The 25,871-nt window shown below is 68.9% G+C and carries 25 protein-coding genes; 13 read left to right on the forward strand and 12 right to left on the reverse strand.

Annotation, left to right across the window (positions count from 1 at the left end):
• Nucleotides 1-22: 22 nt before the first annotated feature.
• The gene (gene map / locus DVK03_RS10095) at nt 23-913 is read right to left on the reverse strand and encodes a type II methionyl aminopeptidase (RefSeq protein ID WP_115803317.1); all 891 of its coding nucleotides are present in this window, start codon (nt 911-913) and stop codon (nt 23-25) included.
• 183 nt (nt 914-1,096) lie between these two features.
• Between map and DVK03_RS10100 the strand changes: the two genes are divergently transcribed.
• Complete coding sequence (locus tag DVK03_RS10100; RefSeq protein WP_115802863.1) at nt 1,097-1,798, forward strand: metallophosphoesterase family protein; 702 nt, start codon at nt 1,097-1,099, stop codon at nt 1,796-1,798.
• Nucleotides 1,799-1,874: 76 nt separating this feature from the next.
• The gene (gene ppk1 / locus DVK03_RS10105) at nt 1,875-4,112 is read left to right on the forward strand and encodes a polyphosphate kinase 1 (protein ID WP_115802864.1); all 2,238 of its coding nucleotides are present in this window, start codon (nt 1,875-1,877) and stop codon (nt 4,110-4,112) included.
• A 15-nt stretch (nt 4,113-4,127) separates the two neighbouring features.
• On the opposite strand, the gene DVK03_RS10110 is transcribed toward ppk1, so the two are convergent.
• The 3 genes from DVK03_RS10110 to DVK03_RS10120 are packed head-to-tail and all read right to left on the reverse strand — an operon-like array spanning nt 4,128 to nt 6,494.
• Nucleotides 4,128-4,388, reverse strand: a complete 261-nt coding sequence (locus tag DVK03_RS10110) for a lipoyl domain-containing protein (protein ID WP_004042676.1) — start codon at nt 4,386-4,388, stop codon at nt 4,128-4,130.
• Between the two features lie 31 nt (nt 4,389-4,419).
• Entirely contained in the window at nt 4,420-5,460 is a 1,041-nt protein-coding gene (locus DVK03_RS10115) for an alpha-ketoacid dehydrogenase subunit beta (protein WP_004062384.1), read from the reverse strand.
• The gene (locus DVK03_RS10120) at nt 5,460-6,494 is read right to left on the reverse strand and encodes a thiamine pyrophosphate-dependent dehydrogenase E1 component subunit alpha (RefSeq protein ID WP_004062385.1); all 1,035 of its coding nucleotides are present in this window, start codon (nt 6,492-6,494) and stop codon (nt 5,460-5,462) included. The genes DVK03_RS10115 and DVK03_RS10120 overlap by 1 nt, the downstream gene beginning before the upstream one ends.
• 166 nt (nt 6,495-6,660) lie before the next feature.
• Between DVK03_RS10120 and DVK03_RS10125 the strand changes: the two genes are divergently transcribed.
• The 3 genes from DVK03_RS10125 (at nt 6,661) to DVK03_RS10135 (ending at nt 10,007) form a co-directional block, all read left to right on the forward strand.
• The gene (locus DVK03_RS10125; RefSeq protein ID WP_115802865.1) at nt 6,661-7,302 is read left to right on the forward strand and encodes a dienelactone hydrolase family protein; all 642 of its coding nucleotides are present in this window, start codon (nt 6,661-6,663) and stop codon (nt 7,300-7,302) included.
• A gap of 131 nt (nt 7,303-7,433) precedes the next feature.
• The gene (locus DVK03_RS10130; protein WP_004062387.1) at nt 7,434-9,245 is read left to right on the forward strand and encodes a formate/nitrite transporter family protein; all 1,812 of its coding nucleotides are present in this window, start codon (nt 7,434-7,436) and stop codon (nt 9,243-9,245) included.
• A 129-nt stretch (nt 9,246-9,374) separates the two neighbouring features.
• Entirely contained in the window at nt 9,375-10,007 is a 633-nt protein-coding gene (locus tag DVK03_RS10135; RefSeq protein WP_004062388.1) for a DsbA family protein, read from the forward strand.
• 67 nt (nt 10,008-10,074) lie between these two features.
• Here the strand turns inward: DVK03_RS10135 and DVK03_RS10140 are convergent, their stop codons facing one another.
• The 3 genes from DVK03_RS10140 to DVK03_RS10150 form a co-directional block, all read right to left on the reverse strand.
• Nucleotides 10,075-10,503 carry a hypothetical protein gene (locus DVK03_RS10140; RefSeq protein ID WP_115802866.1) on the reverse strand — a complete coding sequence of 143 codons (429 nt, stop codon included), beginning with the start codon at nt 10,501-10,503 and terminating at the stop codon, nt 10,075-10,077.
• Nucleotides 10,504-10,572: 69 nt separating this feature from the next.
• Nucleotides 10,573-11,508, reverse strand: a complete 936-nt coding sequence (locus DVK03_RS10145; RefSeq protein ID WP_004062390.1) for an oxidoreductase — start codon at nt 11,506-11,508, stop codon at nt 10,573-10,575.
• A gap of 85 nt (nt 11,509-11,593) precedes the next feature.
• On the reverse strand, nt 11,594-12,613 hold the full coding sequence (locus DVK03_RS10150) for an isoaspartyl peptidase/L-asparaginase (protein WP_004062391.1): 1,020 nt from the start codon (nt 12,611-12,613) through the stop codon (nt 11,594-11,596).
• Between the two features lie 118 nt (nt 12,614-12,731).
• Here DVK03_RS10150 and icd point away from each other — a divergent pair, with 118 nt between their 5' ends.
• Complete coding sequence (gene icd, locus DVK03_RS10155; RefSeq protein ID WP_004062392.1) at nt 12,732-13,991, forward strand: isocitrate dehydrogenase (NADP(+)); 1,260 nt, start codon at nt 12,732-12,734, stop codon at nt 13,989-13,991.
• A gap of 114 nt (nt 13,992-14,105) precedes the next feature.
• Here icd and DVK03_RS10160 read toward each other — a convergent pair whose 3' ends face one another.
• The 3 genes from DVK03_RS10160 to DVK03_RS10170 all read right to left on the reverse strand — a co-directional run bounded on the left by DVK03_RS10160 (nt 14,106) and on the right by DVK03_RS10170 (nt 15,837).
• On the reverse strand, nt 14,106-14,561 hold the full coding sequence (locus DVK03_RS10160) for a hypothetical protein (RefSeq protein WP_008575886.1): 456 nt from the start codon (nt 14,559-14,561) through the stop codon (nt 14,106-14,108).
• 183 nt (nt 14,562-14,744) lie between these two features.
• Nucleotides 14,745-15,248: a hypothetical protein gene (locus DVK03_RS10165; protein WP_115803318.1), complete on the reverse strand. Its 504-nt coding sequence runs from the start codon at nt 15,246-15,248 to the stop codon at nt 14,745-14,747.
• A 244-nt stretch (nt 15,249-15,492) separates the two neighbouring features.
• Nucleotides 15,493-15,837, reverse strand: coding sequence for a cupin domain-containing protein (locus tag DVK03_RS10170; RefSeq protein WP_115802867.1), 345 nt, complete (start codon nt 15,835-15,837; stop codon nt 15,493-15,495).
• Between the two features lie 140 nt (nt 15,838-15,977).
• On the opposite strand from DVK03_RS10170, the gene DVK03_RS10175 reads away from it, so the two are divergent.
• The gene (locus DVK03_RS10175; RefSeq protein ID WP_004042654.1) at nt 15,978-16,517 is read left to right on the forward strand and encodes a DUF5817 domain-containing protein; all 540 of its coding nucleotides are present in this window, start codon (nt 15,978-15,980) and stop codon (nt 16,515-16,517) included.
• 44 nt (nt 16,518-16,561) lie between these two features.
• On the opposite strand, the gene DVK03_RS19800 is transcribed toward DVK03_RS10175, so the two are convergent.
• On the reverse strand, nt 16,562-16,711 hold the full coding sequence (locus tag DVK03_RS19800; RefSeq protein WP_158545159.1) for a hypothetical protein: 150 nt from the start codon (nt 16,709-16,711) through the stop codon (nt 16,562-16,564).
• A 211-nt stretch (nt 16,712-16,922) separates the two neighbouring features.
• Nucleotides 16,923-18,134: a hydroxymethylglutaryl-CoA reductase (NADPH) gene (gene hmgA, locus DVK03_RS10180; RefSeq protein ID WP_115802868.1), complete on the reverse strand. Its 1,212-nt coding sequence runs from the start codon at nt 18,132-18,134 to the stop codon at nt 16,923-16,925.
• A gap of 151 nt (nt 18,135-18,285) precedes the next feature.
• Between hmgA and DVK03_RS10185 the strand changes: the two genes are divergently transcribed.
• The 6 genes from DVK03_RS10185 (at nt 18,286) to pyrF (ending at nt 25,869) form a co-directional block, all read left to right on the forward strand.
• A complete protein-coding gene (locus DVK03_RS10185; protein ID WP_115802869.1) occupies nt 18,286-19,920 on the forward strand; it encodes an amidohydrolase in 1,635 nt (544 codons plus the stop codon).
• 210 nt (nt 19,921-20,130) lie between these two features.
• Entirely contained in the window at nt 20,131-21,288 is a 1,158-nt protein-coding gene (gene nadA / locus DVK03_RS10190; RefSeq protein WP_004062399.1) for a quinolinate synthase NadA, read from the forward strand.
• Nucleotides 21,285-22,898, forward strand: a complete 1,614-nt coding sequence (locus tag DVK03_RS10195; RefSeq protein ID WP_115802870.1) for an L-aspartate oxidase — start codon at nt 21,285-21,287, stop codon at nt 22,896-22,898. Before nadA ends, DVK03_RS10195 begins: the two co-directional genes overlap by 4 nt.
• Nucleotides 22,885-23,691: a carboxylating nicotinate-nucleotide diphosphorylase gene (nadC, locus tag DVK03_RS10200; protein WP_115803319.1), complete on the forward strand. Its 807-nt coding sequence runs from the start codon at nt 22,885-22,887 to the stop codon at nt 23,689-23,691. Before DVK03_RS10195 ends, nadC begins: the two co-directional genes overlap by 14 nt.
• Before the next feature lie 84 nt (nt 23,692-23,775).
• Nucleotides 23,776-24,972, forward strand: coding sequence for an MFS transporter (locus DVK03_RS10210; RefSeq protein WP_115802872.1), 1,197 nt, complete (start codon nt 23,776-23,778; stop codon nt 24,970-24,972).
• Between the two features lie 99 nt (nt 24,973-25,071).
• On the forward strand, nt 25,072-25,869 hold the full coding sequence (gene pyrF, locus DVK03_RS10215) for an orotidine-5'-phosphate decarboxylase (protein ID WP_115802873.1): 798 nt from the start codon (nt 25,072-25,074) through the stop codon (nt 25,867-25,869).
• Nucleotides 25,870-25,871 lie beyond the last annotated feature (2 nt).

The following is a 25,871-nucleotide window of genomic DNA, read 5'->3' on the forward strand; positions in this document are numbered from 1 at the left end:
CTCCGACCCCGGTTCCGTCCGACTATCGCGTGAGGTTCTCGTAGCCGTCTTCGGTGACGATGATGGTGTCTTCGGCCTGCCCGACCATCGCGCCGTCTTCCTCTTTCAGCACGGGGTAGCCGCGGAGGATACCCTGCTGTTCGAGCCGGCGAATCGCCATCTCTGAGCGACCGCCCTCGAACCAGCGGGCCGCGAAGGGGAGCAGTTTGTACTCCTCGCGCACCTCGTCGAGCAGTTTGCGCGACATGCGGTCGCGGACCGAGCGGTCGTTGACGAGGCTGTAAATCTCGTTTTTCGACCCCTCGGTGACCTTGCCCGTGCCGTCGGTGGCGAACGGTTCGATGGCGACCACGTCACCGACTTCGAGTTCGACGCCGCGCTCTGCGCCGCGGTTCGGGATGGTCGGGTCGGTGTGGGCGTCCCACTGCTCGACGCCGTGGCCCGAGAGATTGAGGACGGGCGTGTAGCCGTAGCCGCGAATCACGTCCTCGATTTCCGCGCCGATTTTCCCGGTGTGCGCGCCCGCTTCGACCATGTCGAGGGCGGCGTCGAGCGCCTCCTCGGCGGACTCGACGAGTTCGTCGTTGCCCGAGAGGTCGACTGTCACCGCGGAGTCTGCGATGTAGCCGTCGACGTGGACGCCGACGTCCAGACAGACCATGTCCTCGTCGAACACGGTGTCGTCGTCGCGGCCGGGGCTGGCGTGCGACGCCTCCTCGTTGATACTGATGTTGACCGGGAACGCACAGCCGTCTGCGAGTTCGCGGATGCGCGCTTCGGCGTGTTCGGCGACTTCGAGGTGGGTGACGCCGGGTTCGACCATCTCGGCCGACTCGTCCAACACCGTGCGGAGGACCTCCCCTGCCTCTCGATACTTCTCGACCGTCTCGTCGTCGAGGGGTCCGATGCTCATGGCCGCGACTTCGCGGCCGCGCCGGAAAGCGATTGCGGGATGGCCGGCGACAGAGGGCGGGTCGTCGCCGGCGGCTCGCGCGGCGTGCGTGAGACTCGCAGCCATGTCTATATAGCACAACAGTCCGAAACTAGCAACCCTTTCTTAGGTAGCCGTCTTCAGGCAGAGGAGAGAACGTTTCCAATGAGTGTCCCGTCCTTCCACCCCGACGTCGCCGAGCACCACCTTCGAGTCGACATCGACGACTGGGACGACGTGTACGTCGTCGGCGACGTACACGGCTGTCTGCCGGCGCTCGAACGCCTCGTCGACCGGCTCGACCCCTCCGAGGACGACCTCGTCGTCTTCGTCGGCGACCTCGTGCGGAAGGGCCCCGACAGCAAGGGCGTCGTGGACTACGTCCGCGAGCGCGACAACTTCCTGACCGTCCGCGGCAACAACGAAGAAAAGCTCATCCGCGGCACGAAGGAGCTAGACGCGCTGACCGACGACGACCTCGAATGGATTTCGAACCTCCCGGTCGCCATCACGTGGGAGGACGCCATCGTCGTCCACGGCGGCGTCCACCCCGAAAAGCCGCTTTCCGAACACAGCGTCGACGAACTCGAAAACACCCGGGCGATGAACCCCGGCGACAGCTACGACGGCCCGTTCTGGTTCGAGTACTACGAGGGGCCACAGCGCGTCTTCTTCGGCCACACCGTGATGGCCCACCCCGCCGTCTTCGAGCACGCGATGGGCCTCGACACGGGCGCGGTCTACGGCGGCGCGCTGACGGCCTACGACCTCCACGCCGACGAACTCGTCGCCGTCGACTCCGAGGTCACCCACGAGTCCCGCAAGGACTCGAAGATTCTCGAACCCCGCCAGCCCGCGCTGGTCTGAGCCCCCGAGGCGACGGTGGCGGCGACGACGGAGGCGGCGAACTAAAGGCGGCCGCCGAACCATCTTCTCTCAGCATATGTCCGACGACGAGCCTCGCGGCGGCGACTCGCAGGGCCGACACGCCGGTCAGTCGACCGCGCCAGTCCGCGCCCGCGAGCGCGACGGAGACGCGCCGGAGCCGGCCGACGCCGACCTCGCAGACCCCGCGCTGTATCTCAACCGCGAACTCAGCGAACTCGCCTTCCACGAGCGCGTCCTTCACGAGGCGAGAGACGACCGCAACCCGCTTTTCGAGCGCGTCAAGTTCCTCTCGATTCTCACCTCGAACCTCGACGAGTTCTTCATGAAGCGCGTCGGCGGGCTGAAACAGCAGATGGCCGCCGGCGTGAGCGAACTCTCGCCCGACGGCCGGACGCCGAGCCAGCAGTGGTCGCTCGTCCTCGACCGCGCCCGCGACCTGCTCGACCGACAGTCCGACTGCTTCCACGACCTCGTCCGCCCCGCGCTCACCGACGCCGGCATCGACATCGTCGGCTACGACGACCTCGCGCCCGACGAGCGGGCGGCCCTCCGCGACTACTTCGAGGCGTCGGTCCTGCCGACGCTGACGCCCCTGACGTTCGAGCCGGCCCATCCGTTCCCGTTCATCTCGAACCTCTCGCTGTCGCTCGCGGTCCGCACGACCGAGGGGCCAGAGGAGCCGACGAAGTTCTCGCGGGTCAAAGTCCCCGGCAACCGCCCGCGACTCGTCAACGTGGACGAGCGCGTCGGCGACGCGGGAGGGAGGGCGGACGACGACGGCCCCGCGGGACCCGTCAGGTTCGTCCCGCTCGTGGCCGTCATCGAGCGCAACATCGACCTGCTGTTCCCGAACGTCGAGGTCGTCGACACCTCCGCGTTCAGGGTGACGCGGAACGCCGAGGTCCGCCGCAACGAGGAGGTCGCAGAGGGGCTCATCGCCACGATAGAGGACGTGCTCCGCCAGCGCCGATTCGCCACGGTGGTCCGCTTGGAGGTCCAGTCGGGCGCGCCCGAGGCCGTCCGCGACCTGCTCGCAGAACAGCTCGGCGTGGACGACCGCGAGGTGTTCGAGCGCGACCTGCCGCTGGACTACGGCGCGCTCGCGTCGCTTTTCGACCTCGACCGGCCGGAACTCGAAGTCGCGCCGTGGACGCCCCAGCCCCACCCGCGGTTCGCCGGCCGCTCCGCCGACGACCCCGACTCGGTGTTCACCGAAATCGCCCGGAAGGACGTGCTCGTCCACCACCCGTACCACTCGTTTACGGGCACGGTGGGGACGTTCCTCGCGGCGGCCGCGGCCGACCCCGACGTGCTGGCCATCAAAGCCACCATCTACCGGACCGCGCCGGACTCCGAGGTCATCGAGACGCTCATCGAGGCCGCCAAGAACGGCAAGCAGGTCGCGGTGATGGTCGAACTCAAAGCGCGGTTCGACGAGGAGAACAACCTCCGGTGGGTCCGCCGGCTCGAAGAGGAAGGCATCCACGTCGCTTACGGCACTATCGGGCTGAAGACGCACACGAAGACCGCGCTCGTCGTCCGCGAGGAGGGCGACGAGGTGCGGCTGTACTCCCACGTCGCCACCGGCAACTACCACTCCCAGACCGCGAAGCTCTACACCGACCTCGGGCTGTTCACCGCCGACCCCGACATCGGCCACGACCTCGTTCGCCTGTTCAACTTCTTCACCGGCCACTCGCGGCAGGAGACGTACCGGAAACTGCTGGTCGCGCCGACGAACCTCCGCGAGGAGATGACCCGGCTCGTCCGCCGGGAGGCCGACCACGCCCGCGCCGGCCGCGACGCCCGCATCGTCGCCAAGATGAACGCGCTCGAAGACCCCGCGATGGTCCGCGAACTGTACGAGGCGTCGATGGCCGGCGTCGACATCGACCTCGTGGTCCGCGGTATCTGTCGGCTCAGACCCGGCATCGAGGGGCTCTCGGAGCACGTCTCGGTGTCGAGCGTCGTCGGCCGGTTCCTCGAACACTCGCGTATCTTCTACTTCGAGAACGGGGGCGAGCCGGACTACTACGTCGGCTCCGCCGACTGGATGACCCGCAACCTCGACCGCCGGGTCGAGGCCGTCGCGCCCGTCGAAGACCCCGAGCACCGCGCCGAACTCGACGCCGTCCTCGACGCGCTCCTGTCGGACAACCGCCGGCGCTGGGTGATGGACAGCGACGGCCGGTACGAACAGCGCCGACCCGGTGACGGCGAACCGGTCCGCGAGGCCCACCGAGAGCTGATGGACCGGGCGCTCGGCGCGGCGTACCGCGCCGGCGACGACTGAAGAAAAAAGCCCGATTCAGGCGCTCGGTTGCACCCGCGCGAGCACGTCGCCGCGGGCGAAGTCGTCGCCTTCTGCCACGACTATCTCCGTGACCGTCCCCGTCGTCGGCGCGGCCACGTCGATGCTCACCTTCTCGACCTGTATCTCGCAGAGCGTCTCGCCCGCGTCGACCGCCGAGCCCTCGCGGACGAACCAGTTGGCGAGGTAGCCCTCGGCCACGTCGTCGGCGTCGTCGGGCCACGAGTCCGCCGAGTTCACGTCCGCGGCGTCCGTCATGCGCGACCCCCGTTCGGTTCCGACTCGCCCGTCATTCGTGGAGTTCGCGGACGGCCGCCGCGATGTCGTCGGTGCCGGGGTTGACCTCGTCTTCCAGCGGGCGGGCGTAGGGAATCGGCACGTCGGGGATGGCCAGCCGCTTGACCGCCGAGAGGTCGTCCAGCGCGCCCTCGGCGGCCCGCGCGATTATCTCGCCCGTCACGCCGAACGACCGGTAGTCCTCGTCGACGACGAGGAGCTTCCCGGTCTTGCGGACCGAGTCGAGCACCGTGTCGGTGTCGAGGGGGACGAGCGTCCGGAGGTCGATGACCTCGGCGTCGATGCCGTCGTCGTCGAGCTGTTCCGCGGCCTCCATCGCCCGGTGGACGTGCAGGCCGAGGGTGACGACGGTCACGTCGTCGCCGGGGCGCTTCACGTCGGCCTCGCCGAACGGAATCGCGTAGTCCTCCTCGGGGACGCCGGTCTTCGGCCCCGAGGGCGACGGCATCCAGCCGAGACCCATGAGACGCTTGTGGAACATGTAGACGACCGGGTCGTCGTCGCGGATGGCGGTGTGCATCAACCCCTTGGCGTCGTAGGCCGTCGAGGGGACGACGACTTTCATCCCCGGCAGGTGGGCGAAGGTCCCGTAGAGCGTCTGGGAGTGCTGGCCGGCGTCGTTGTAGGTGCCGCCGACGGCCGTGGTAAGCACCATCGGGACGGAGATGGAGCCGCCGCTCATGTAGGTGTTCTTCGCCATGTTGTTGTAGATCTGGTCCATGGCGACGCCGAAGAAGTCGACGAACATCAGTTCGGCAATCGGGCGCATCCCGGCCTGTGCGGCCCCGACGGCCGCCCCGAGGTAGGCCGTCTCGCTGATGGGGACGTCCATCACGCGGTCGCGGCCGAACTCGTCCAACAGGCCGGTCGTACTGGAGAAGATGCCGCCGTAGTCGGCCACGTCCTCGCCCATGTAGAACACGTCGTCGTTCTCGCGCATCTCCCACGCGATGGCCTCGACCATCGCCCGGCTCATGGTCAGTTCGCGGTCCGTCTCGGTCGCCTCCGTGTAGTCTCGTGATTCGGTCGCCATCAGTTGTCACCTCCCGTCTCGCCGGCGTCGCCCGGCGCGTCTGCCGCGGCCCCGCCGTCTGTCGCCGCCTGCGCCGGCGGGTTCGTGAACACGTTCTCGTACGCCTCCGCCGGCTCGGGTTCGGGCTGTTCTTTCGCCCACGAAATCGCCGCCTCGACCCGCTCGTGGGCGCGCTCCCGCATCTCGTCGATGTCGTCGTCGGTCACGCCGTGCGAGCGGAGGTCCGCGGCGAGTCGCTCGATGGAGTCGCGCTGTTTCGCGCGGTCGATGTCGGCCTCGGGGCGATAGCCCTCCGCGTCGCCCATGAAGTGGCCCATCCGGCGGTGGACCTGTACCTCGATGAGCGTCGGCCCGTTGCCGTCGCGGGCGCGCATCACGGCCTCGCCCGCGGCCTCGTACACCGCCATCGCGTCGTCGGAGTCGACGCGGACGCCCGGCAGGTCGAAGCCGTCGGCGCGCTGTGCGCCGTTCTGTACGTCGGTCACGCGGTCTTTCGGCATGCTGATGGCCCAGTCGTTGTCCTCGACGACGAAGACGACCGGGAGGTCGTGGACCGCCGCGAGGTTCAGCGATTCGAGGAAGCCGCCCTGATCGATAGCGCCCTCGCCGAGGAAGGCGACGGCCACGGCGTCCGTGTTCCGCTTTTTTGCGGCCATCGCCGCGCCGACCGCCGGCGGACAGCCCTGCGCGATGATGCCCGAACACGCGAAGTTCACGTCGGGGTCGAACAGGTGCATGTGGCCGCCCTTCCCGCGGCACAGCCCCGTTTTCCGGCCGAAAATCTCGGCCGTCATGCGCTCGAGGTCGACGCCCTTCGCGATGGCGATGTGGTGCGGTCGGTGCGGCGCGGTCACCGTGTCGTCGTCGCGGAGGTGGATACACACGCCCGCGCCGGACGCCTCGTGCCCCGCCGCGAGATGTAGTTCGCCGGGTATCGGCCCCGCCGAGATGTCGAACGCCGGCTGTTTCCCGACGAGGTACTCGTCCACCAGTCGCTCCTCGTAGTGCCGAGCGGTCACCATCTGCTCGTACATCGTCCGTAGGTCGGTAACACTCACCATGGTTGGCGTTCGGGTGTACTCCCGTAGAACTATTAACATTAATTGTGTAGGTCATGACCATCAGAACGAGCGGACTGCGAATTCACGCGAATCGACGGGTCGAGACAGGCCTAAGCCGCAGTCCGACGTATCGTCTCGTATGAACGACACGACGCCGAATCTCGTCTCGATATCCGTCGGCGACGCGGTGCTGGAGGGCGACCTTCGGATTCCGGACGGCGCGTCGGGGCTCGTGGTGTTCGCCCACGGGAGCGGCAGCAGTCGGCACAGCCCGCGGAACAACTTCGTCGCGGAGGTCATCCGCGACCGCGGGGTCGGGACGCTGCTGTTCGACCTGCTCACGGAGGCGGAAGACGAGCAGTACGAGACGCGGTTCGACATCCCGCTTCTGACCGGCCGACTGCTCGGCGCGACCGAGTGGCTCCGCGGCCGCGACGACACCGCCGACCTCGACTGCGGCTACTTCGGGTCGAGCACCGGCGCGGCGGCGGCGCTTCTCGCGGCGGCCGACCTCGGCGACGAGGCGGGGGCGGTCGTCTCTCGCGGCGGGCGCGTCGACCTCGCGGAGTCGCGGCTCGGTGACGTGACCGCCCCGACGCTGTTCGTCGTCGGCGGTGCCGACGAGCCGGTGTTGAGGCTGAACCGCGACGCGTTCGCGGAACTCGACTGCGAGAAGTCGCTGGAGGTCGTCGCCGGCGCGGGCCATCTGTTCGAGGGACCGGGCGAACTGGACGCGGTGGCCGACCTCGCCGCCGACTGGTTCGAGACGCACCTCGGGTGAGCGCGTCACTCACCGGTGTCGAAACCGCGGCCGCAGAGCATAGATGACTACCCACCTCCGACGCGGCCGAACTGTTGCAGACAGCCTGAACCGGTACGTTTAGAACGGTTTGTTCGAAAACCACCGCACCAATGACAGACCCCGAGTCGACGGAGCTCGACGAATCCGTTCGCGAGGCCGTCGAACGGTCACGAAGCGGTGCGCCGGCGGTCGGTTCGGTGGTTCGCGACCGATTTTCGTCCGACGAGGTGTTCCAGCGCATCGTCGCGGCCGCGGACGAGGAGATAACCTCCGGCGCGCGGGAGCTGTTCTTCAGCGCCCTCGCCGCGGGGTTCGCGATTACGATTACGTTCCTCCTCTACGTCTCGATGAAAGCGTCCACCGGCGGCGACCCGGTGTTAAGCGCGATGCTCTACCCGCTCGGGTTCATCTACATCATCATCGGGGGCTATCAGCTCTACACCGAGAACACGCTCCCGCCGGTCGCGCTGACGCTGGAGCGGTTGGCCAGTATTCCCGCGCTCTTGCGTAACTGGGTCGTCGTCCTCGCGGGGAACCTCTTCGGCGGGACGCTCGGTGCGGCCGCCCTCGCCTTCGGCGGCGTTCTCTCGCCGGAGGCCGCGAACGCGGCGCTCGAACTCGCTCAGAAAGGCGTCGAGACGCCATGGTGGAGTCTCTTCTTCAAGGCCGCGTTCGCCGGCCTCATCGTCGCCGGCGTCGTCTGGGTCACTTTCGCCGCCCGCGACACTATCTCTCGTCTCGCCGTCGTCTACCTCGCGTTCCTCGCGGTTCCGCTGGGTGGGCTCTTCCACGTCGTCGTCTCCTACACCGAGATGGTCTACCTCGTGATGAACGGCCAGCTGGCGTTCTCCGTCGGCCTGACCGAGTTCGTCGTCCCCGTGCTCTTGGGCAACACCTTCGGCGGCGTCGTCCTCGTCACCGTCGTCAACTACTTCCAGACGACGGAAAACCGGTTAGAATCCGCACGTTTCGAGGGTGCGAAACGCCAGCTTTCGATTCGTGAGTGGGCGCTGGGCGGACTCGCCGGTCGGTCGTACGTCCCGCTCATCGAGACCGAAGAGGGAACGGACGACCACACGGACTCCTACCGGGTCGTCGTCCCCATCGCGAACCCGCGGACCGAGTCGCACGTCGTCGAACTCGCCTGTGCGCTCGCGAAGTCGAAAGAAGACGCCATCGTCGATATCGTCCACGTGGTGCAAGTTCCCTCGCGCGTCTCGCAACGCTACGGTGCCGCACAGAACCAACGGATTATCGCACACTCCAACGAACAGCTCGAAGACGCCCGCGAACGCGTCGCCGGCTACGACATCGAAGCCCGGACGTCAACGGTCGTCTCACACCGCTCGTTCGAGGAGATATTCACCGTCGCCAGCCGCAAAGACGCCGACCTCGTCGTCATGGGTTGGAGCAACGACCGAATCTGGTCGGGAGGGCGTGCAGAACGGACGATGAGCGAGTTGACGAGTCGCCTGCCCTGTGATTTCCTCGTCCTCAACGACCGGAACTACGACACCAGTCGACTCCTCTTGCCGACGGTCGATAGCCCCCACTCGGCGCTCAGCGCCGAGGTCGCGAAATCCCTCCGCTCGGTCGTCGGGTCGGAGGTGACGCTCCTCCACGTCGTCGACGGTCCGGACGAGCGCGAACGGGGCGAGGCGTTCCTCTCCGACTGGGCGACCGAACACGACCTTCAGGACGCGACGCGAATCGTCGACGACACCGGCGACATCGAACGAGCCATCGCGGACCGGGCCGACAGCCACTCGATGGTGTTGATGGGCGCGACCGAACGGGGGCTCCTCACTCGACTCCTGACCGACTCGTTGCACCTCGACGTGGTCAACGACACCGACCACTCGGTTCTCTTGGTGGAGCGCGCCACCGAACGAAGCCTCAGACAGCGTCTGTTCGGACGCTGAGTCGGTCGGATTCCCTCCTCGCGGGCGCTTCCGCCCTGCTCTCAGTCGCGACGATATCAGTCGCGACGGTATCCGAACGTGTCGCCAGCGACCGCGTCGTTTTTGTAACCGTAGAAAAGACAAATATGCATGAGTTCAGACGCCGACCAGACGATAACGGTCTACTCGGACTACGTGTGTCCCTTCTGTTATCTCGGAAGACAGTCCCTGTCGCAGTATCAGGAGACGAGAGACGAGGAGCTCGATATCGACTGGCACCCGTTCGACCTGCGGAGTCAGAAGCGTCGCCCCGATGGAAGCATCGACTTCTCGGTCGACGACGGCAAAGACGAAGACTACTACGAGCAAGCGAAGCAGGGAGTCCGTCGGTTACAAGAACGGTACGACGTCGAGATGACGCTTGACCTCGGGACCGACGTTGACTCGCTGCCGGCGCAAATCGTCTCGTACTACCTGAAGGGACACGCCGACTACGAGACGTGGCTCGCGTTCGACGAGTCGGTCTTCGAGGCGCTCTGGCAGGACGGCAAAGACATCGGCGACGAGGCGGTGCTCGTCGAACTCGCCGAATCGGTGGGCATCGACGGCGAGGAAGTCGCGTCCGCGCTCGACGACGAAACGCTTCGGGCCGAAGTGCGCGAACGATTCAGTGAGGCCCAGCAGCACGGCGTCACCGGTGTCCCAACCTTCGCGTACGAGGGCTACGCCGCGCGAGGAGCGGTGCCGCCGGAGCAGCTAGAGCGACTCGTCGAGGGAGTGTAGACACCGAACGCGCGACGAACGGGACCGACAGCGCTCGACGAGTCGTCACGCCCGCCGGCGAGTCGATTCACCCGGCGGTGGTCGTTTCGAGCATCCGGCGGAGCGCGACTTCCATCTCCTCGAACTCCGAGAGTTCGAGTTCGTCGGTGGTGACGATGACGCCGCGGTCGCCGCCCACGACGCGGCCGACGAAGCCGTCCGAGAAGACGCGCAGGGTGAACTCGTACTCGCCGAAGTCGGAGGTCGCGCCGGTCGCGCCGGCGTTGTAGGTCTCTCGCGGGCCGAATCCGGTGCGCTCGCTCTCGACGAGTCCGGCGCTCGCTGCGCGCGCCGCGGCCTCGTCGCCGTCGTGGAGGTCCCGTCGGACGTACAGCACGTCGAAGTCGTCGCGGGTGAAGTGGACGACGCTCCGCAGGGAGTCCCCGAGGGTCGTTCGGCAGGTGGAGGCGAGAGCGTCGGCGACGCTCCGGGTGATTGTCGGCGTTGATTCGGTCACGGGAGTAGATAGCACGCCGCAGTATTTGGCCGTCTCGCCTCCCGGCGCTCGTCCGAGACAGGTGGTGAATCAGGCCAGCCGGAACCGCGTGTCGGTGAGCTCCTCCGACACGTCCCAGAGCCGGGCGGCGGTCTCGGGGTCTCTGGCGCGGTCGCTCGGCTCCGCGATGCCGGGGGTGCCGCGCATGCCGAACAGCCCCTGCGGGCCGACGTACTCCCCGCTTTCGACGGCCGGCGAGGTTGCGGCGTACAGGAGCGGGAGCGCGCCCATCTCGGCCGACTGGGCGAATATCGCGTTGCCGAGCTTGCTCATCCAGTACCGGAGCGTCGACCCGGAGGCCTCGGGGCCGCGGAACTGGAGGTTCGTGGCCGCGTACCCGGGGTGCGCGCCCACGCTCAGCACGTCGTCGATGCCCGCGGCGGTCAGCCGGCGGTCGAGTTCGAACGCGAAAAGCAGGTTCGAGAGCTTGCTCTGGGCGTAGGCGTCCCACTCGTCGTAGTCGCGTTCGCCTTGCAGGTCGTCGAACTCCATCCGACCGCGCTCGTGGAGGCCGCTCGACATCGTGACGAGCCGCGTCTCGCCGGGCGTGTCGCGGAGCGTCGGGAACAGGCGGGCGCTCAGGGCGAAGTGGCCGAGGTGGTTGACGCCGAACTGCGTCTCGAAGCCCTGTGCGGTCTCTCGCCGGGGAATCGCCATCACGCCGGCGTTGTTGCAGAGGACGTGCAGCGACCCGTGTTCGGCGGCGAACTCGTCGGCGAACTGTCGGACCGAGTCGAGGTCTGCGAGGTCGAGTTCCGAGAGCGTCAGCGAGGCCGCCGGCACCGACTCGCGGATGTCGGCCATCGCGTCCGCGCCGCGGTCGAGGCTTCGGCAGGCCATGACGACGTGCGCGCCCTTCTCCGCGAAGGCGCGCGTCGCCTCGAAGCCGAGGCCGCTGTTCGCGCCGGTGACGACGACGGTCTTCCCGGAGAGGTCGGGAACGTCGGCCGCGGTCCAATCGCTCATGAGAGATTCAACGGCCTGAATCGAGTAAACCGTGGCGGCGACGGCCAGCGCGACCGGAACGCGGTCGCCGCCGGCCGCGACGACCTCAGTTCGACGCGGTGCTGGTCTGCATCCCGTCGGAGTTGTACGCCGAGCCGAAGCCCTCGTCGTCGAGGAGGATGATTCCCGCCGACGACCCGGTGAGTTCGCCGAACTCCGCGATGGCGAGGTCGGCCGCGGTCTGGGCGTCGCAGCCCCGCTCGAGGTGGCCGACGGCGCGGCGCGCGAGCGTCACGCGCGCGATGTCTTCGCCCGCTCCCGTGGTCGACGCGCCGCCGGCCGGGGAGGCGTAGAAGCCCGAGCCGATTTGCGGCACGTCGCCGACGCGACCCGCGAGAGCGAACCAGCGGCCGCCGGTCGAGGTCGCGGAGGCGAACGTCTCGCCGTCGGTGGCGACCGCCCCGACCGTGTCGTGACCGGGAAGGCGAGCGTTGCGAGCCGAGCGGTCACTGCCTGCCGAGGTCTCCTCGGAATTGTCGTGACCGGGAAGGCGAGCGTTGCGAGCCGAGCGGTCACCGCTTGCTGAGGTTCCCTCGTTCGTCGGGAGGTAGCCGTCTCCCGCCTCGGCCGTCGGGTCGCTCGTGCTACCGCCGAATCGGTCGGCCAGCCACGCGAGGTGTTCGCTGGGCGAGCCATCGGGGGCGTCCGCGTTCGCCCAGCGCTCGCGGGTCTCGTCGGTGAAGAGGTCGACGCCGGTCTCGACGCCCGCGTCGGCGGCGAACTCGACCGCCGGCTCGCCCGTCAGGAGGACGTGCGGGGTGTCTTCGAGGACCGCCCGCGCGACGGAGACGGCGTGTTCGACGCCCTCCATGCCGGCGGCCGCGCCGACTTGGCGGTCGCTCAGCATGACGCCCGCGTCGGTGCGGACGACGCCGTCGGACTGGACCGCGCCGCCGACGCCGGCGTTGAACCGGCGGTCGGATTCGAGGACGCGGACCGCGGTCTCGACCGCCGAAAGCGGGTCGGACTCGCTCGCGCCCGCGTCGGCCGCGTCGTCCAAGACGGCCTGTCTGGGCTCCGGTTCGCCGGGGATGCCGCCGGCCCCGCCGTGAAGGATAATTCGCATACGCGAGTGTCTCCCGAGCGCGGGTGTAAACGTATCGACCGCCGAATGGAGCGATATTTGCAGTTCGCCGTCGATAACGGCAGGACTTTTACACCGCACTGGAAAACCCAAAATGTTCATGAGCTACGACCAGATTGAGGTTCCGGACGACGGCGAGAAAATCACGGTCGACGAGGAGACGGGCGAGCTCTCCGTCCCCGACAATCCGATTATTCCGATCATCCACGGCGACGGAATCGGAACGGACGTCGGCCCCGCCGCACAGAAGGTCCTCGACGCCGCCGCCGAAGCGACCGGCCGCTCTGTCTCTTGGATGCGCGTCTACGCCGGTTCGTCCGCCCGCGACAAGTACGACGAGAACCTCCCGGAAGACACGGTAAGCGCCATTCGCAACCACCGCGTCGCCATCAAGGGCCCGCTCACGACGCCCGTCGGTGCGGGCTTCCGCTCGCTCAACGTCGCGCTCCGCAAGAAGCTCGACCTCTACGCGAACGTCCGCCCGACCTACCACCTCGACGGCGTCCCGTCGCCCGTCAAGAACCCCTCGGCGATGGACATGGTCACGTTCCGCGAGAACACCGAGGACGTGTACGCCGGCATCGAGTGGGAAGCCGGTACCGACGAGGTCCAGCAGGTCAAGGAGTTCGTCGAAGAGGAGATGGGCGCGGACGGCGTCATCCACGACGGCCCCGTCGGCATCGGCATCAAGCCCATCACCGAGTTCGGGACGAAGCGCCTCGTCCGCGAGGCCATCGAGTACGCCCTCGAAAACGACCGCGACTCCGTCACCCTCGTCCACAAGGGTAACATCATGAAGTTCACCGAGGGCGCGTTCCGCGACTGGGGCTACGAACTCGCAGAAGAGGAGTTCGACGACGTCACCATCACGGAAGACGAGCTCTGGGAGGAGTACGACGGCGAGAAGCCCGAGGACAAGGTCGTCGTCAAGGACCGCATCGCGGACAACATGCTCCAGCAGCTCCTGACCCGCACCGCCGACTACGACGTCATCGCCACGATGAACCTCAACGGCGACTACATGTCCGACGCCGCCGGCGCGCAGATTGGCGGCCTCGGCATCGCCCCCGGTGCGAACTTCGGTGAGGGCCTCTGTCTCGCAGAGCCCGTCCACGGCTCCGCACCCAAGTACGCCGGCGAGGACAAGGTCAACCCGACCGCGATGATTCTCTCCGGCCGTCTCATGTTCGAGTACATGGGCTGGAAGGACGCCGGTAAGCTCATCCGCGACGCCGTCGAGAAGACCATCTCGGACGGCGACGTGACCTACGACCTCGAACGCCAGATCGAGGGCGGCAACAAGCTCGCCACGAGCGAGTACGCCGACAAGGTCGTCGAGAACATCAAAGAGTTAGCTTAAGCCAACTCTTTGAGCAGCCAGAAATCTTCGATTTCTGGATACATTCACGAACTCGCGTAAGCGCTCACACAACTTCTCTCTCGCGGCACCGACGCCGCACTCGTTTCGCGCCGCTTACAGTCGATTCGGGTCCCGCCAGCGACGAATCCGGTTCCACAGCGGTCTGACGACGCCGAAGACGACCGCGCCGGCGGTGTCGGCGACGATATCGACGGCCGTGTCTTCCAGGTAGACCGAGCGGGGCCACTCGACCCAAAAGCCGGTGAAGAGCCGCTCGTACACCTCGAACCACGTCCCGATCGCGGCGACGGCCATCGGGAGGACGACGAGGAGCGCGAGCCGCGAGTGGAGCAGGCGGGGATTGAGGACGTAGAGAATCGCCGCGACGCCGAACCCGGAGGCGGCGTGGACGAGAATGTCCCACCACCAGATGCGCGTGTAGAGAAACAGCGCCATGCTCGTGAAGTGCGTCACGGTGACGACGCTCCCGAACACGGCGACGGCAGCCATCTCTCGGGGGCGTTCTTCCCAGCCGGCCAACACCGTCTCGTTCAGCGTTCGTCTCAGCATGCGCGGGTCGGTAGACGGGGCGGTAGGCGGGGCGGGTCGACTGCGGTGGCGGAGTGCCGTGCCGTATCTCCTGCGAGCGGACGCATAGACGAGAGATAGGACATCATCGATATGTACGTTATCTCGACGGAGCAACACGTTTGGGGTTAAATTAACCCCGCCGACGGGGGCATCGCGGTCGAGTCAGCGGTTCGAGCGGCGGTCGTCGTCCGGCGTCTCGCCGCCGTCCGAGCGGACGTGAGTTGAGCGCGGCGGCGAGTCGCCGCGGCGGGCGTCCGCCTGCCCCCGCGACCAGAAGATACCTTCGATGAAGGCGAAAAAGCCGAGGCCGCCGGCCACGTTGACCACGAGGTCTATCGCGGTGTCTTCGGCGTAGTAGGCCATCGACCAGCCCCACCAGAAGTCCTTGAACAGGTACTCGTACACCTCGAACCCCGCGCCGATGGCGAGGAGAGTGGCCGCGACGACCGCCGGGGCGCGAGCGCCGCGGAACGTCTGCGGGAACACGAGGAACAACACGCCCGCGACGCCGAAGCCCGAAAGGGAGTGGGTGAGCACGTCCCACCACCAGATGCGCGTGTAGATGTCGTACGCGAGCCCGCCGAAGTGGAGCGCGCTGACGACCGCGGCCCAGACGCCGACGAACGCCCACAGCCACGGCTCGCGCGCGAGCTTCGAGTGGCTCATCGTTGCCCGCTGCTCGACGTGCTGACCGGGGTGTTCGGCGCGCCGTACGCTGTCCATGGTAAGAGTACGCGTTGGGAGGGCATAGTTAGGGACTACCGTCTACTGAGTGATGACACGGGTTTGATAAATGCTTTCTCCTTACACGTCGCGGCTGAGCCGACCCAAGCCACTCGTTCGAGAGGCTCCAACTCCCCCGAAACGCACCGCACGGAGAGTTTAGTCCGGGTGGCGGTTCGCGCTCGACTCAGTCCAGCCACGGCGGGTTGGCCCGCGGCGGCGAGAACACGTCGATGCCGACGACGGTCTCGTCGCCGCGGTTCTCCGCGCCGTGGGGTTCGCCGCCCGCGAGCGAGTAGGAATCGCCGGGGTCGACGACGAGTTCCTCGCCCTCGTCCCCGACGAGGAACGTCAGTTCGCCGGCGACGATGTAGCCGACCTGCTCGTGGGGGTGGTCGTGAACCGGGACCGCCGCGCCGGGTTCGATGCGGAAGTGCTGGACGTTCAGCTCCTCGCCGCCCGCGAGAAGCGAGAGGAACACGTCGTCGGCCGCCTCGGCGGACGGCGCGTCGTCGACAGAAACTCGGTCCATGATGACACGCCACGGGGAGCGAAGATAAATCCGCCGGGGAGACGCCGCCGGGGAGACTCCGCGGGGGTCGGCACCGTGTCGGGGTCCGCGGTCGCTCGCGCTCCCGAACGTTCAAATCCGCCGCCGCGGAACACCGACGTATGTACGCGGTCGTGGGGTGTACGGACTGCGCGAACATGTGGCTGCTTTCGGACCCCGACGGGTCGAAGACGGCGACGTGTCCGCGGTGCGGCAGGCGACACCAGACGAAGAAGCTCCGGCGCTTCTTCGAGTCCGACGACAGGGACGCCGCGCGACAGGCGCGGTCGGCGCTGTTGGCGAAGAAACACGGCGACAGCGAGGCGTTCGCGCAGGTCGAACACGTCTCGGAACTCGACCGGCGAGTCGAGGAGTCGGGCGTCGACGACCGCGAGTACCTCGAAGGCTCGGGGCTCGACGCCGACGAGGTGTTCGAGGCTGGCGAGGCCGCCGCGCGGGGGCGGGACTCGTCGTCGGGGTCGCCCGACCGCCTGACGGTCGTCCGCGAGGCGATACGGGACGGCGACCGGCCGACCGAAGAGGAAATCGTCGCGGCCGCGGTCGAACGGGGCGTCCCGGCGGACCGCGCCCGCGACCTGCTCGACAAACTCCGGCGGCGCGGCGAAGTGTCCGAGTCGCGGGGGCGACACCGACTGGTCTGAGATTCGGCGCGGGCGAGCGACCGGCCAGCGGGTCCGCGAGCACCTCAGAGCGCGCCGAGGAGCTTCGCCACGGTCAGCGCGGAGGCGACGACGCCGAGCGCCAGTTTCACCAGCCTGAGCGCGAGCGCCACCCGCCGCGCGTCGTCGTACTCGTCGGGCGATTCGGGGTCGGTAGCGCGTGTGGAGACGGGCATGGGAGGGGATGGGGTGTGGACACGCCCGCGGGTGCTCCCCGACGGACGCATTTTCATCGTTTCCGCGGAAACGGAATAAACGCGACCCACGGGTGCGGAGTGAAAGTGAAAGTGAACGACGAGGTGCGAATACGCAGGTATAGTCCGAGAACGGGCTGGGAAACGCAGTTCAACTGTGTCCGGTGCCGGCGAAACTGAAACCGGATTCGAGTTACCGACCGAGTTCGGCGTGGGCGCTGGAGAGGTGCCGCGAGGCGAGCGCGGAGAGAAGGGAGAGCTCGCCCGCGAGGGAGCCGACGGCGATGCATTCCGCGAGGGCGTCGGCGTTGGAGCCGGCGGGGTCGCCGCCGCCGCTGACGCCGAGGATATCGAGGCCCTCGGACTGCGTCGGGAGTTTCGTGCCGCCGCCGACGGTGCCGACTTCGAGAGAGGCGATGGAGACCGAGACGTAGAGGTCGCCGTCCTGCACCTCGGCGGTCGTGATGGCGTTCGACCCCTCGACGACCTGCGCCTCGTCCTGCCCGGTGGCGAGGAACATCGCGGCGACGACGTTGGCGACGTGGGCGTTGAACCCGAGGCTCGCGGCCTTCGCGGAGCCGACCAGGTTCTTGCGTGTGTTGAGTTCCGCGACCGCTTCGGGCGTGGTGTGCAAGCGTTCTTCGACGACCTCGCGCGGGATTCGAACGTCGGCGGTGACGCTCCGGCCGCGCCCCTCGACGGCGTTGATGGCGGCGGGCTTCTTGTCGGAACAGAGGTTGCCCGAGAGGGCGACGAGCGAGGCGGCCGTCTCGGCTTCGACGACGCCGCAAGCGGCCTCGGTGGCGATGGTTGCCATGTTCATCCCCATCGCGTCCTTGGTGTCGTAGCGGAACCGCAGGTACACGGAGTTGCCGACGACGTACGGCGTCACGTCGAGGAGTTCGCCGTGGTTCGTCGTCTCCTCCGCGGCCTCCTTCAGCGCCGCGAAGTTGTCGCGGGTCCACGAGACGAGCGCCTCGGCCTCGGCAACGTCGGCGACGCGGAACACCGGCGCGCGGGTCATCCCGGACTTGAGGACGCGGGCGGTCGCGCCGCCGGCGCTGTTGATGACCGAGCAGCCGCGGTTGACCGACGCGAGGAGCGCGCCCTCGGTGGTCGCGAGGGGGAGGTACTTCTCGCCGGCGACGGAGCCGCCGTCGACGCTGACGGGGCCGGCGACGCCCATCGGCACCTGAATCGCGCCGACCATGTTCTCGATGGCCGACTCGGCGGCCTCCGCGGGGAAGCCGTAGTTCCCGACCGCGTCGAGCGACGCGCCGGACTGCTCTTCGACGAGCAACCGGCGCGCCTCGGCGGCGGTGTCGGCGTCGGCGTGCGCTTCGAGTTCGTGGAGGCGGAGTTCGCCCTCCCGAACGCGGTCTGCGAGGGACGCGGCGTCTGTCATGCCCCGACGTTTCCCGCGCCGGCCCTAACGCGTTCCGGTTCTTCCAACGGCCGCCACCGACCCGGCCGGCGTCACCCGCGACGACCGACCGCCGCTCGGCCACCCCGCCGCCTCCCGAACCGTTTTGCCCTCCCGCGTCGGGGTCGAACGTATGACCGCGGCAGCGGACCTCGTACTGACGAACGCGGAGGTACACACCCTCGGGTCGCCCGACGAGACGCACGAAGCCGTCGCCGTCCGCGACGGCGAGGTCGTCCGCGTCGGCCGCGCGTTCGACGTGGAACTGCTCGCCGGCGTCGAGACGCGGGTCGTCGACTGCGGCGGCCGCGTCGTCCTCCCCGGCTTCATCGACGCCCACACGCACCTCCCGATGGTCGGCCGCTCGCTCGTCCACGCCGACCTCTCCGCCGCCGACTCCCCGGCGGAGGCGGTCGAACTGCTCCGCGAGCGCGCCGCCGAGGTCGAATCCGACGACGAGACCGGCGACGAGGCCGGCTGGGTGCTCGGCTACGGCTACGACGAGAGCACGTGGGACGACTCGAGATACCTCACCCGCGACGACCTCGACGCCGTCTCCGAGTCGCGTCCCGTCGTGGCCTTCCGCGAGGACCTCCACACCGCCGGCGTCAACTCGGTCGTCCTCGACCGCCACGCCGACGAGATGCCCGATTCGGGCGTCCAGACCGCCGGAGACGGAGACGGCGGTGACGGCGCTGACGGCGGCGATGGCGACACCGCCGGCGAACCGACGGGCGTCGTCGTCGAGGGCGCGGTCGACGTGCTTCGCGAGGCGACCGAACCGGGCCGCGAGGAGATGGCGGACCTCGTCCGCGCGGCGCAGTCGTACGCGACCGCCCGCGGCGTCACCGGCGTCCACGACATGGTCCGGGGCTCCCGCGCGCCCGAGGTCTACCGCGACCTCGACGAGGCCGGCGAACTGGCGCTCCGCGTCCGCATCAACTACTGGTCCGACCACCTCGACGCGCTCCGCGAGGTCGGCCTGCGGACGAACCACGGGGGCGGGAGCCGCGGCGGCCTCGTCACCGTCGGGGCGATAAAGACGTTCACCGACGGGAGCTTCGGCGGGCGGACCGCGAAGCTCACCGAGCCCTACGCCGACGCCGCGGCGGACCCCGACGCGACCGACGAGGAGACGGGCCAGTGGGTCGTCGCCCCCGAGGACCTCCGCGACCTCGTCGCCGACGCCGACGAATCGGGCTATCAACTCACCGCACACGCCATCGGTGACGCGGCCGTCGACGCGGTGCTCGACGCGTACGCGGAGACCGACGACCCCGGCGCGGCCCGCCATCGGGTCGAACACGTCGAACTCGCGTCCGACGAGGCAATCGAGCGGTTCGCCGAGTCGGGCGTCGTCGCCTCGGTCCAGCCGAACTTCCTGAAGTGGGCCGACGAGGGCGGCCTCTACGACGCGCGCCTCGGGGAGCGGCGCCTGCGGACCAACCGCTACCGCGACCTGCTCGACGCCGGCGTGGACCTCGCGTTCGGGAGCGACTGCATGCCGCTCGGGCCGCTGCTCGGCGTCGACCTCGCCACCGACCACCCGAACCCAGACCAGTCGCTCACCGTCACCGAGGCGCTTCGGGCGTACACCGCCGGGGCGGCCTACGCCGGCTTCGACGAGGACCGACTGGGGACCGTCGCAGTCGGGAACGCCGCCGACCTCGTCGTCCTCGACGAGTCGCCGTGGGAGGCCGACTCGATTCGCGATATCGCGGTCTCGATGACCATCGTGGACGGTCGCGTCGTCTTCGAACGCGACTGAACGAGTAATCGCCACCGACGGCGGCGTATCTTTGAACAAAATTGTTCTTCGGACGGGCAACGACTGTATTCGGCTTCTAATGTCCCATCGGGCGTATTTACCACCAGCGAATCGATAGTGTAGAGAATTTTTACTGATGAGTGGCGAGTATTGAAGAAAAATATTTTTCAATAAGGCCCACTGATTGGACTGCTACCGTGGTGACCAATCGTGGTTGAATTACAGTCGGTCGGGTTCGAGTCGGAGCTCAGCCTGTTCAAATACGACACGCTCGAACAGCTACCGGAGAGCCACCGCGACCTCGACGAGGCCGCCCGCTCCCGGCGAATCGCCGCCGCCCGCGAGGCATTGGGTGACCGGGTTATCGTCCTCGGACACAACTACCAGCGCCGGGAAATCGTCGAGCACGCGGACTTCGTCGGCGACTCCTACGAACTCTCGAAGCGCGCCGCCGAGTCGGACGCCGACTACGTCGTCTTCGCCGGCGTGACGTTCATGGCCGAGAGCGCGGACATCATCACCGACGACGACCAGACGGTGATTCTCCCGTCGATGGAGGCGTCGTGTCCGATGGCCGGGATGGCCGAGGCCGTGCAGGTCGACTCCGCGTGGGAGACGCTCGTCGAAGAGAGCGGCGGCAAGGACATCGTCCCCGTGACGTACATGAACTCCTACGCCGACCTGAAGGCGTTTTGCGCCTCTCACGGCGGGCTCATCTGCACCTCCTCGAACGCCGCCGACGCCTTCGAGTGGGCGTTCGAGCGCGGCGACGCCGTGCTGTTCCTGCCCGACAAACACCTCGGGCGCAACACGGCCGACGACCTCGGCATCGACGAGGTGGTCGAGTGGGACCCGTGGGCCGGCGACGTGACCGAGTCGATGGGCGCTGCCGACGAGCTGGACCCCGACATCCCGGAGCTCGGTGACGCCGAAGTCATCCTCTGGGACGGCTACTGTCAGGTCCACGAACGCTTCCGCGTCGACCACGTCGAAGAAGCGCAGGCCGACGGCGCGAAGGTCGTCGTCCACCCCGAGTGCCGCCCGAGCGTCGTCGCGGCCGCCGACGAGGTCGGCTCCACGAGCCACATCTGCGACGTCGTCGCGAACGCCGACCCCGGCGAGACGTGGGCCATCGGCACCGAGGTCCACCTCGCGCGACACCTCGCGCGCTGGCATCCCGAGGTCGACGTGCGCCCCCTCTGCGGCGACGCCTGCATGGACTGCAACGCCATGCGACAGGTCGACCCGAATTACCTGACGTGGGTGCTCGAAGAGCTCGCCGCGGGCCGCGAACCCAACGTCGTCGAGGTCGCGCCCGAGGAGAAGGAACTCGCCGCGGTCGCGCTCGACCGCATGCTCGAACTATGAAGGCCGACGTGCTCGTCGTCGGCTCCGGCATCGCCGGCTGCGCCGCCGCCCTCGCCGCCGCCCGCGAGGGGGCCGACGTGCTCGTCGTCACGAAGGCGACCGAACCCGAGGACGCCGCGTCCGACTGGGCGCAGGGCGGCATCGCCGTCACCCAGTCCGCGCCCGCGGAGTTCGCCGCCGACATCCGCCGGGCGAGCGACGGCACCGCCGACCCCGAGGCGGTCGAGACGCTCGTCTCCGAGTCCCGCGCCGTCGTCGAGGACGTGCTGTTGGACACGCTCGGCGTCGCGTTCGACGCGGTGGGCGAGGGCACTGACGCCGACGCCGAAGCTAATGCCGACACCGACACCAACTCCTTCGACCTCGCCCGCGAAGCGGGCCACTCCAGCCGCCGCATCCTCCACGTCGACGCCAGCACCGGCGCGCACGTCCTCCGGCCGTTTCTCCAGCACCTCTCGGCCCGCGACGGCGTGCGAATCGTGGAGGACGCGACGGCGCTCGACCTCCTGACCGAGGAGGGGACCGTCCGCGGCGCGACCGTCCTCGCGGACGGCGAGGTCGAACCCGTCTTCGCCGGGGCGACGGTCCTCGCCACCGGCGGCATCGGGGACTGTTACGCCCGGTCGACCAACCCCGCGGGCGCGACCGGCGACGGCGTGGCGATGGCCGCGCTCGCCGGCGCGACCGTCTCCGACATGCAGTACGTCCAGTTCCACCCGACAGCGTACGACCCCCGAACAGACCCACGGGCCGACGACGACGCGCAACCGTTCCTCGTCAGCGAGGCCGTTCGCGGCGAGGGCGCGGTCCTGCGCGACGCCGACGGCCGCCGCTTCATGCCTGACGTGCACGAAGACGCCGAACTCGCCCCCCGAGACGTGGTCGCCCGCGCCGTCTCCCGCGCCCGCGACCGGTCCGGCCGCGTCGTCCTCGACGTGTCCGACCTCGACTTCCGCGATGAGTTCCCCGACCTCGCGGCGCTCTGCGACGACCGCGGCGTCGACCTCGACGCCGGCATCCCGGTCGCGCCGAGCGAGCACTTCCTCTGCGGCGGCGTCGCCGTCGACGACCGCGGGAGGGCCTCCCTCCCTCGGCTGTTCGCCGCCGGCGAGTGCGCCCGCACCGGCGTCCACGGCGCGAACCGACTCGCCTCGACCAGCCTGCTCGAAGGCCTCGTCTGGGGCGTCCGCGCCGGCGAAACGGCGGCCGACCGGGGTCGCGACGAGGCCGAGACCGTCGAGTACGCGCCGCCGCGCGACTCCGACCCGGCGCTCCCCGACGCCTTCGCGGACGCGAAGTTCGACCGCCTCGGGCGGACGATGGACGAGCTCGTCGGCATCGAGCGCACGCCCGACGGCCTCGACACCGCCCGAGCGCGACTCCGTCGCCTGAAGGGCGAGGTCGACGCCTACGCCCGCACCCGCGTCTCGCGGTCCGTCTACGAACTCCGGAACGCCTGCGTCTCGTCGCTCCTCGTCGCCCGCGCGGCCGCCGACGCGCCATCGGCCGGCTGTCACTCGCTCGTCGACCCGGACGGACGCGATGGGGGCGACGGAAGCGACGGAAGCGACGACGCCGGACGGGGGGTGACGCCGAGTGCTGACGACTGAGACGGTCGAGCGCTGGCTGGCCGAGGACGTCGGCCACCGCGACGTGACGAACGACGTGCCCGGCGACACCACCGGGCGACTCGTGGCCAAAGAGCCGGCGGTCGCCGCCGGTCTCGACGCCGCCGTCGCCGTCTTCGACTCCCTCGGCGTCGAGGCCGAGAAAGCGGTCGCGGCCGGCGACGCGGTCGAATCGGGCGACGAAGTCCTGCGGGTCGACGGCGACGCCCGGAACGTCCTCCGCGGCGAGCGCGTCGCCGCCAACGTCGTCGGCCACGCCTCCGGCGTCGCCACCACGACCCGCGAGGCCGTCGCCGCCGCCCGCGAGGTTTCCGATTCGGTTCGGGTCGCCGCGACCCGCAAGACCACCCCCGGCCTCCGCGGCGTCGAAAAGCGCGCCGTCGTCGCCGGCGGCGGCGACACCCACCGCCTCACGCTCTCGGGGATGGTGATGGTCAAGGACAACCACATCGCCGAACTCGGGTTGGAGGCGGCCGTCCGCCGCTTCGCCGCGCGCAAGTCGTTCGCGACGAAACTCGAAGTCGAAGTCGAGACGCCCGAGATGGGCGAGCGCGCCGCGGCAGCCGGGGCCGATATCGTCCTGTTCGACAACCTCCCGCCCGAGGCGGTCCGCGAGGGCGTCTCCCGACTCCCCGAAGGCGTCATCTCGGAGGCCAGCGGCGGCATCACGCCGGAGACGCTCCCCGCCTACGCCGACACCGGCGTCGACGTGGTGTCGATGGGGTGGCTCACCCACAGCGCGCCGAGTTCCGACTTCTCCTTCCGGACCGGGTGAACAGCGGGCGTTTCGCTCGACCCGGACACCGCCGCCGCCGGTCGAATCCACACGTTCTTTGCGTCGTGTCGAGACCATGGGACGATGACTTCGTGGCCCGTCACCGCCCGGCTGCGCTCTCCGGTCGCGAAGTACTACGCCTACAAGACGACCGAGTTCGTCTCGTTCACGACTGCCATCTGGATTCTGTTCGTCCGCTCGCGGGGCCTCTCGTTCGCTGAAGTGGGCGCGCTCAACAGCGTCTGGTGGCTCGCGCTCGTCGCGGCCGAGATACCGACCGGCTACCTCGGCGACCGACTGGGCCGCCGGAGCGCGATGGCCCTCGGCACGGCCGTCATCGCCGTCTCGACCGCGGCGATGGGCCTGTCGGAGACGTTTCTCCAACTCGCGGTCGTCTACGGCGCGTGGGCGGTCGGCCAGACGTTCCGGTCCGGCAGCGACGACGCGTGGCTCTACGACCTCTTGGCCGAGACCGACGAGACCCACGAGTTCGCCGCCGTCCGCGGGCGCGCCACCGGCGTCGGCCTCGCAATCGGCGCGGTGACGACCCTCGCCGGGGGCCTCCTCGCCGACGCGACGAACTACGCGGTCCCCTTCTTCGCCACCGCCGCGGTGACGGCGCTGGGCGTTCCGATTCTGCTGTCGGTCCCCGAGACGGGCGCGACCGGCGGCGACTTCACGCCGCGGACGGCGCTCCGGGTCATCCGCGAGAAGCTCTCGCGCCCGCCGCTCCGCGGCTTCGTCGCCTACTTCGCGCTCCTGTTCGGCGTCGCCAACATGGTGTACATCTTCGACCAGCCGATTCTCCGCGACGTGGCGCTCGACCTCGGCGTCCCCGCGACGGCGACGAACACCGCCGTCAGCGCCTCCTACGCGCTGTTCTCGCTCGTCGCGGCCGCGGCGACGTTCCGCGCCGGCTGGGTCGAATCCCGCGTCGGCGTCCGCCGGTGGTTCCTCGCCTCGCCGCTCGTGCTCGCGGTCGCCTACGCGTCGGTCCCGCTTTTCGGGCCGCTGGCCTTTCCCGCGTTCGCGGTCGCCCGCGGCGTCACGAACGTCTCGTCCGTCCTCGGGAACCAGTACGTCAACGACCGGGTGGACTCGGCCGGGCGCGCGACCGTCCTCTCGGCCGCCGGGATGCTCTACTCGCTCGCTGTCGTCCCGTTCGAACTCGCCGGCGGGGTCGTCGCCGACGCCCTCTCGCCGGCCGGCGCGCTCGCGCTCTTCGGCGGGGTGCTCGTCGTCGGTGCGGGCTTGCTCTGGACGGTCGAGCGACCCGTCTGAGGGTTCGGGGTGGGGCGGCCAGCGCGCTCGGTGCGCGGGAAGCCCGCCGCCCACGCCGAAGGGAAAACCCCTTACTGTCGGTCGTCGCACTCGCGGGCAATGGGCTTCTTCGACGACCTCCGCGACCGCATCGAGGCGACAGACAGCGTCGTCTCGGTCGGTCTCGACGCCGACATCCACCGCATCCCCGAGCATCTCCTCGACAAGGACCTGCCGCGTTGGGCGTTCAACCGCCGCATCATCGACGCGACCCACGAGCACGCTGCGGCGTTCAAGCCGAACGCGGCGTTCTACGAGGACGAAGACGGCTGGCGCTCCCTGCGGGAAACTATCGCCTACGCCCACGGGAAGGGCGTGCCGGTCCTGCTGGACGCCAAGCGCGCCGACATCGGCAACACGACCCGCAAGTACGCCGACCTGCTCGACGACGCCGACGCCATCACGGTCAACCCCTACATGGGCCGCGACTCCATCCAGCCGTTCCTCTCGCGGGAAGACAAGGGCGTGTTCGTCCTCTGTCGCACCTCGAACCCCGGCGGCTCCGACCTCCAGTCGCTCGAACTCGACACGGGCGAACCCCTCTACGAGCGCGTCGCGGCGCTCTGCGACCTCTGGAACGAACACGGGAACGTCGGCCTCGTCGTCGGCGCGACCGGTCCCGACGAACTGGAGCACCTCCGCGAACAGGTGCCCGACCTGCCGTTTCTCGTCCCCGGCGTGGGGGCGCAGGGCGGCGACGCCGAGGCCGCCGTCGAGTTCGGCCTCGCGGACGGCGTCGGTCTCGTGAACTCCTCGCGCGGCATCATCTTCGCCGGCGAGGACGACGGTGAGGACTTCGACAAGGCCGCCGGACAGGCCGCAAAGCGCCTCAAAAAGCGGCTGAACCAGTACCGCTGAGG

The organism is Haloferax sp. Atlit-109R (assembly GCF_003665865.1).
GTDB classification, from domain to species: Archaea; Halobacteriota; Halobacteria; order Halobacteriales; family Haloferacaceae; genus Haloferax; species Haloferax volcanii.

What these genes read in the sequence shown, in the direction of transcription:
- DVK03_RS10120 (WP_004062385.1), bottom strand. Translation starts at nt 6,494, where the DNA reads ATGTACGAGCAGATGGTGACCGCTCGGCACTACGAGGAGCGACTGGTG.
- pyrF (WP_115802873.1), top strand. Translation starts at nt 25,072, where the DNA reads ATGGGCTTCTTCGACGACCTCCGCGACCGCATCGAGGCGACAGACAGC.
- DVK03_RS10100 (WP_115802863.1), top strand. Translation starts at nt 1,097, where the DNA reads ATGAGTGTCCCGTCCTTCCACCCCGACGTCGCCGAGCACCACCTTCGA.
- DVK03_RS10210 (WP_115802872.1), top strand. Translation starts at nt 23,776, where the DNA reads ATGACTTCGTGGCCCGTCACCGCCCGGCTGCGCTCTCCGGTCGCGAAG.
- DVK03_RS10135 (WP_004062388.1), top strand. Translation starts at nt 9,375, where the DNA reads ATGAGTTCAGACGCCGACCAGACGATAACGGTCTACTCGGACTACGTG.
- DVK03_RS10125 (WP_115802865.1), top strand. Translation starts at nt 6,661, where the DNA reads ATGAACGACACGACGCCGAATCTCGTCTCGATATCCGTCGGCGACGCG.
- hmgA (WP_115802868.1), bottom strand. Translation starts at nt 18,134, where the DNA reads ATGACAGACGCCGCGTCCCTCGCAGACCGCGTTCGGGAGGGCGAACTC.
- DVK03_RS10115 (WP_004062384.1), bottom strand. Translation starts at nt 5,460, where the DNA reads ATGGCGACCGAATCACGAGACTACACGGAGGCGACCGAGACGGACCGC.
- DVK03_RS19800 (WP_158545159.1), bottom strand. Translation starts at nt 16,711, where the DNA reads ATGCCCGTCTCCACACGCGCTACCGACCCCGAATCGCCCGACGAGTAC.
- DVK03_RS10150 (WP_004062391.1), bottom strand. Translation starts at nt 12,613, where the DNA reads ATGCGAATTATCCTTCACGGCGGGGCCGGCGGCATCCCCGGCGAACCG.
- DVK03_RS10145 (WP_004062390.1), bottom strand. Translation starts at nt 11,508, where the DNA reads ATGAGCGATTGGACCGCGGCCGACGTTCCCGACCTCTCCGGGAAGACC.
- ppk1 (WP_115802864.1), top strand. Translation starts at nt 1,875, where the DNA reads ATGTCCGACGACGAGCCTCGCGGCGGCGACTCGCAGGGCCGACACGCC.
- DVK03_RS10130 (WP_004062387.1), top strand. Translation starts at nt 7,434, where the DNA reads ATGACAGACCCCGAGTCGACGGAGCTCGACGAATCCGTTCGCGAGGCC.
- DVK03_RS10165 (WP_115803318.1), bottom strand. Translation starts at nt 15,248, where the DNA reads ATGAGCCACTCGAAGCTCGCGCGCGAGCCGTGGCTGTGGGCGTTCGTC.
- icd (WP_004062392.1), top strand. Translation starts at nt 12,732, where the DNA reads ATGAGCTACGACCAGATTGAGGTTCCGGACGACGGCGAGAAAATCACG.
- DVK03_RS10110 (WP_004042676.1), bottom strand. Translation starts at nt 4,388, where the DNA reads ATGACGGACGCCGCGGACGTGAACTCGGCGGACTCGTGGCCCGACGAC.
- DVK03_RS10160 (WP_008575886.1), bottom strand. Translation starts at nt 14,561, where the DNA reads ATGCTGAGACGAACGCTGAACGAGACGGTGTTGGCCGGCTGGGAAGAA.
- DVK03_RS10195 (WP_115802870.1), top strand. Translation starts at nt 21,285, where the DNA reads ATGAAGGCCGACGTGCTCGTCGTCGGCTCCGGCATCGCCGGCTGCGCC.
- DVK03_RS10185 (WP_115802869.1), top strand. Translation starts at nt 18,286, where the DNA reads ATGACCGCGGCAGCGGACCTCGTACTGACGAACGCGGAGGTACACACC.
- map (WP_115803317.1), bottom strand. Translation starts at nt 913, where the DNA reads ATGAGCATCGGACCCCTCGACGACGAGACGGTCGAGAAGTATCGAGAG.
- DVK03_RS10175 (WP_004042654.1), top strand. Translation starts at nt 15,978, where the DNA reads ATGTACGCGGTCGTGGGGTGTACGGACTGCGCGAACATGTGGCTGCTT.
- DVK03_RS10170 (WP_115802867.1), bottom strand. Translation starts at nt 15,837, where the DNA reads ATGGACCGAGTTTCTGTCGACGACGCGCCGTCCGCCGAGGCGGCCGAC.